Raw genomic sequence first — 5701 nt, 5'->3', positions numbered from 1 at the left:
TGTCGCTGACGTAGACCTCGTACTGGCCGATGGTTCCGTTGATCCCGCCGTCTTGCCTTGGTAGGTAACGGAGTCCGTCGATCTGGTAGCTCGCCCCGAGGTCGACCTGGACCTCGTGGGGGAGCGGGTCGGCGCCACCGGACCACTTGGTGTGCCAGTAGGTCCCGGTGTTCCCGTCAATGGTGTTGCTCGCCGGTTCCCCGCTCTGCTGGCTGCTGGCGGAGACAATGCTCTGTCCCGCCTTGGGAATCGGCGCCGACGCGGTCGCGGGCTTGCCGAGCGTGGTGATCTCCGCGACCGAGGTCCACGGCCCACCGTTCACTTCGGACAGTGCGCGCAGTCGGAGGTAGCGTCCGGTCTTCGCGGTGAAGGACAAGGCTTTCTCTGTCGTTCCGCCGCTGAAGGTTCCGGTCGCGACCGGTGTTCCCCACGTCGTGGAGTTGTCGCTGACGTAGACCTCGTACTGGCCGATGGTTCCGTTGATCCCGCCGTCTTGCCTTGGTAGGTAACGGAGTCCGTCGACCTGGTAGCTCGCCCCGAGGTCGACCTTGATATCGTGCGGCGGCGCCGGGTCCGGGTTGACCGCCGACCAGGCCGTGTGCCAGATGGTGCTCGCGTTGTCGTCGATAGCGTTGCTTCCAGGCTGTCCGGGTTCCTGGCTGTCCACCGAGAGGACCGTCTGGCCCGCCTTCGGGATCACCTGGCTGCCTGCCGGGATGGCGTCCGCGGCGGGCAGGGTCGTGCCGGTCGCGGTGACGGTGAACGCGGTCGACGTGCTCTGCGAGCCGGTCTTGACGTGCAGCACGCCCGCCCGGTCGGCCGGGTCGAAGAACCAGCCGGTCGTGGCGGTGTCGTAGGCGGACTTGGTGGTGTGCTTGACAAGCGTGGTCGAACCCAGGGTGACCGCGCTCGGCGCGGACGCCACGTGGACGGCGAAGTCGTAGCCGCGGTTCGCGAGCATGCCTGCGAACGAGCCGACGCCGGCGCCGACCTGGATCCGCACGTCGCCCGCACCCGAGGTGGGGGCGGTGACGTCGACCTGCTGCTTGGCGAACGCGCCGGTCTGGTAGGAACGGGTGAGGCCGTCGTCCTCGTAGAGCGAGAACGTCGAGTTGCCGCGCGGGTAGACGTCGTAGGTGATTGGCGTCGCGGGCTTCTCGCCGCTGCGGTTCATCTGCGGCCACATCGGCACGATCCCGCCGCCCTTGACGAACAGCGGCAGCGTGTCGAGCGGTGCGTTGTACCCGTTGAGCCAGCCCGGTCCGGCGTAGGTCTTGCCGGACCAGTAGTCGGTCCAGGTGCCCGCGGGCAGGTAGATCCCGTCGCGCACGGTCGTGTCGCTGGTGACCGGGGCGACCAGGAACGAGTCACCCGCCATGAACTGCTGGCTGGTCTGGTTGCCCCGGGCGACCGGGTCGTTCGGGTACTCCAGGACCATGGCCCGGGTCGACGGGGTGCCGGTCTCGGTCGCGACCCGGCTCATCGAGTACAGGTAGGGCGTGAGCCGCATCTTGAGCTTGAGGTACTTGCGGTTGATCGACAGGGTCGGTTCGGCCCAGCGCCACGGCTGCTTGTCGTGGAACCCGGTCGCTGGGTTCGACGCACCCCAGCCGGACATGGTCATCAGGGCCGGGGTGAAGGCCTTCCACTGCAGGTCGCGCGCGTAGGTCTTGGCGCTGCCGGCGTAGATGCCGTCGACGTCGCCCGCCGCGTAGTTCAGCGCGGAGAGCCCGGCGCCCGCGATGGCGGGGACGTGCCAGCGCATGTCGGCCCAGGTGCCGTGGGTGTCACCGCTCCAGACGACCGCGTTGCGCTGGGTGCCCGCCCAGCCGTCGACCGTCCACACGAAGCGGCGGGCGTCGCTGTTGTTCTCGATGCCGTCGACAGCCTGCTGCACGCCGTCGAAGGCCATCTGGTAGCCGGGGCCGATCCAGGCGACGTCGGTCTTCACCGCGCGGCTGCCGGACACGCCGACCTCGTTGCCGATGTTGGACAGCCCAGTCGAGGTCCACAGACCGGTCTTGATGCCCCGGGACTGCAGTTGCGAGACGACGTTCGTCAGACCCGTGTACCCGCAGCCGTAGCCGTCGTTCGGGAGAAACCAGCCCGAGGGCATGTCCGCCGCGATCGCCTGGTCGGCGTACTTGACCACATCGGGGGTGGTCTGGTGGTCGATCCGGTTGTGGTCGCCCTGGTAGTCGGGGTTCGAGGCGTTCCAGCAGTCGGCATTGCCCATCTCGAAGCCCCAGATCGGGGCGAGGAACGGCTTGCCGGTGACATCGGTGTACCGGTTCAGCACGTCCTTCGGGCCGTCGCCGACGAAGTAGAACGCGTCGAACCGGGTCTCGTTGTGCTTGAGGCCGACGGTCGACATGAAGTCGTACTGCCCGGGTGCCCAGGTGTTGCGCACGACGCCGTAGCCGTTGGTCGACAGGTAGAACGGAGCGGGGGAGGCGTTCGTGCCCTCCCGCCAGGTGTTGTTGATCGCGACCGGGACCGACAGGTCGCGCAGCGCCCAGGCGCCGAGGCGGAACCCGGTGCCGTAGAACTGCTCGTCGGCGCCGCGGACCAGGCTCTGTGTCGAGCTGCCGCTCTGCCAGCTCAGGCCGGTGGACTCCTTCCAGACCGGCGTGGTGTTGTCGGCCCGGTAGAGCTCGAAGCGCAGCGGGGACTTGTAGGCGCGTAGGGTCACCGCGCTGGTGTTCATCCGGTAGTAGGCGCCCGCGTCGGACCAGGTCGTGTTGACCGCGCCGAAGTCGGTCTTGATGGCGATCTTGCCGCCGACCGGGTCGCTGAACGTGCCGGTGGGGGCGAGCCACAGCCGGAACACGCCGGGCTGGGCGAAGCTCACCCGCACCTTGGGTGTTCCCGCCGAGATGTCGTAGGTGGACCCGCTCTGGGTGAACGCGGTGATGTTGCCGATCGTGGTGGCCGACGCGGTTCCGGTGCTGATCAGGGGCAGCACGGCGGCGCTGAGGACGGCGGCGGTGAGGAGGGCGAGGCGACGGGATAGTCGGGCTCTCATTACTGGACCTCTCAGGGGGGAGGGCAGGGGACTCTCCAGCTTTCGTGCATGTTTTAGATCGAAACGGGGCAGTTTAATGCAGGATTACGCAGAACTGTCTCGCTCGCGACGCCCGCTGTCAATGCTCCGCTTGGCCCCGTACAGCCGGGTGGTGATGATTCATGTTTGGTTCAGCTGGTGAATGAACAACTATTGACATCATTCGCACAGGCGCGCTTCACTCTTTTGGTCTGGACCACTACCTGCCCGGTTCCCGTCCCCGCGCTCCCGAAGGACACCGATGGCCTCTCAGCGATTGTTGGCACGCGGCATGCTCGCCGCGCTTTTACTCCTCACCGCGGTCGGCGGTGTTGTCGTCACCCCGGCCGCGGCCGCCGCGGCCAATGAGAAACCGCAGACCATTCCCGCGCTACAGGAATGGACCGGTGGCTCCGGCACCTATTCCTTCAGCAGTGCGACCCGCATCGTCCGGGACACCCCCGCGCTGGCGTCGACCAGCCAGACCTTCGCCGAAGACCTGAAGTCGTTGACCGGCAACGACATCGCCCAACTCGCCGGCACGGCCGCCGACCTTCGAGCGGGCGACATCCTGCTGTCCCTCGGGTCGACCGACACGGCGCTCGGCGCCGAGGGCTACGCACTGTCCATCACCGACCGGATCACCATCTCCGCGCGGGACGACCGGGGCGCTTTCTACGGCACCCGCACCATCCTGCAGCTGCTCAAGCAGGGCACGTCGATCCCGCAGGGCACCGCCCGCGACTGGGCGCTCAAGCCCGAGCGTGGCCTGATGGTCGACAACGGACGCAAGTACTTCACCCCGCAGTGGCTGCGCGACCACGTCAAGGAGCTGGCCTACCTCAAGCTGAACTACTTCCACCTGCACCTTTCGGACAACAAGGGCTTCCGGATCGAGAGCGCCAAGCACCCGGAGTACGTCTCGGCCCAGCACCTGACCAAGCAGGAGGTCACCGACCTGATCGCACTGGCCGCGAAGTACAAGATCACCGTGGTGCCGGAGCTCGACGCGCCCGGCCACATGGACCCGATCCTCGCCGCTCACCCGGATCTCAAGCTGGTCAGCAACACCGGCACGGTCAACCACGGGTTCATCGACCTGAGCAAGGACGCGGCCTACACCCTCATCAAGGACATCTACGACGAGTACCTGCCGCTTTTCCCCGGCCCGTACTTCCACATCGGCGCCGACGAGTACGTCACCGACTACAACTCCTACCCGCAGCTGCAGACCTACGCCCGCGCCAAGTACGGCGCGACCGCGAACGCCAAGGACGCCTACCTCGGCTTCATCAACTGGGCCAACGGGATCGTGCGCGCGTCCGGCAAGACCACCCGCGCCTGGAACGACGGGTTGTTCGGCGGCAGTGCCATCACGGTGAACCCGAACATCATCGTCGAGTTCTGGTTCACCTACGGGCTTTCCCCGCAGCAGCACGTCACCAACGGCCACCTGATCTCCAACGAGAGCTGGACGCCCACCTACTACGTCCTGCACCAGTCGAGCGTCGGGCGGCCGGACACCAAGTGGGGCTACGAGACCTGGACCCCGGACACCTTCCAGGGCAACCAGACCCTCACCGCGGCGACCAAGTCCAAGAACCTCGGGTCGAAGATCCACATCTGGTGTGACTACCCGGAGACCGAGACCGAGGCGCAGATCGCCGCCGGGGTCCGGGACTCGCTGCGGATGCTCGCGCAGCAGACGTGGGGTTCGCCCAAGCCGGTGAGCACTTGGGCGACGTTCCAGCCGATCGTCGCCGCGATCGGGCGCAACCCCGGCTGGCCGGTCGCGGCGCAGCCAGGGAACCTCGCCTTCGGCAGGCCGGTCACCGTTTCCAGCACGGAGACGCCCGACTTCCCCGGCACCCACGCCGTCGACGGCGACTACGCGACCCGCTGATCGAGCGGGTACACCGACGGAGAACGGATCACTGTCGACCTGGGAGCGACGAAGCCGATCAGCCGGGTCAAGCTCAGCTGGGAAGCCGCCTACGGCAGGGGATACCGCGTCGAGACCTCGAACGACGGCACGACCTGGACGGCGATCCACACCACGACGGCCGGTGACGGCGGGGTCGACGACCTCACCGGGCTGTCCGGCTCCGGGCGGTACGTGCGGATGCAGGGCACCCAGCGGGCCACGACCTTCGGGTACTCGCTCTACGAGTTCGAGGTGTACTCGCCGAGCCCGGTCGACTCCGGGGCCACCTACCGGATCACCACCTCCGGCAAGGCGATGGACGTCCCCGGCTCGTCCACCGCGACCGGCACTCAGCTGATCGTGTGGGCCCCGCACACCGGCAACAACCAGCGGTTCGTCCCCACGGCCACCGGCGACGGCAGCTACACCTTGAAGAATGTCCACAACGGCCTGTGCGTCGACGTCAGCGGCGGCTCAACCACCGCCGGCGCCGCGATCATCCAGTGGACCTGCACCGCCGCCGCCAACCAGCGCTTCTCCCTGGTCGCCGCCGCCGCAGGCGGCTACGCCGTCATCTCCCAGGCAAGCGGCCTGGCGATCACCGCCGCGGCAGCCACCGACGGCGCGAAACTCACCCAGCAACCCAACACCGGCGCCACCTTACAACGCTGGACCTTCACCAAGATCTGACCGCAACCCAGCGCGGTGGCCCCGACCTCCGTCAGGGCCACCGC

3 protein-coding genes and 1 pseudogene are annotated in these 5701 nt (G+C 67.6%); 3 read left to right on the top strand and 1 reads right to left on the bottom strand.

Translation table 11 applies throughout. From position 1 onward, the window contains the following. Positions 1-3025, bottom strand: a 3025-nt coding sequence (locus tag ACRDSQ_RS23065) for a discoidin domain-containing protein (RefSeq protein ID WP_431423953.1), incomplete at its 3' end; no start/stop codon positions are given. Positions 3026-3305: 280 nt separating this feature from the next. On the opposite strand from ACRDSQ_RS23065, the gene ACRDSQ_RS23060 reads away from it, so the two are divergent. The 3 genes and pseudogenes from ACRDSQ_RS23060 to ACRDSQ_RS23050 all read left to right on the top strand — a co-directional run bounded on the left by ACRDSQ_RS23060 (position 3306) and on the right by ACRDSQ_RS23050 (position 5657). Then, positions 3306-4946, top strand: coding sequence for a family 20 glycosylhydrolase (locus tag ACRDSQ_RS23060; protein WP_431423952.1), 1641 nt, complete (start codon positions 3306-3308; stop codon positions 4944-4946). Positions 4947-4973: 27 nt separating this feature from the next. Beyond that, positions 4974-5153, top strand: a pseudogene (locus ACRDSQ_RS23055) (discoidin domain-containing protein); the annotation flags it as partial. A gap of 12 nt (positions 5154-5165) precedes the next feature. Continuing rightward, entirely contained in the window at positions 5166-5657 is a 492-nt protein-coding gene (locus ACRDSQ_RS23050) for an RICIN domain-containing protein (protein ID WP_431423950.1), read from the top strand. The last annotated feature ends 44 nt before the right edge of the window (positions 5658-5701 follow it).

The organism is Actinokineospora sp. (assembly GCF_050699995.1).
In the GTDB taxonomy this organism is placed as follows: Bacteria; Actinomycetota; Actinomycetes; order Mycobacteriales; family Pseudonocardiaceae; genus Actinokineospora.
Note: the sequence above shows the minus strand (reverse complement) of the source record. Positions and strands in the feature narration are given on the sequence as shown.

What these genes read in the sequence shown, in the direction of transcription:
- ACRDSQ_RS23060 (WP_431423952.1), top strand. Translation starts at nt 3,306, where the DNA reads ATGGCCTCTCAGCGATTGTTGGCACGCGGCATGCTCGCCGCGCTTTTA.
- ACRDSQ_RS23050 (WP_431423950.1), top strand. Translation starts at nt 5,166, where the DNA reads ATGCAGGGCACCCAGCGGGCCACGACCTTCGGGTACTCGCTCTACGAG.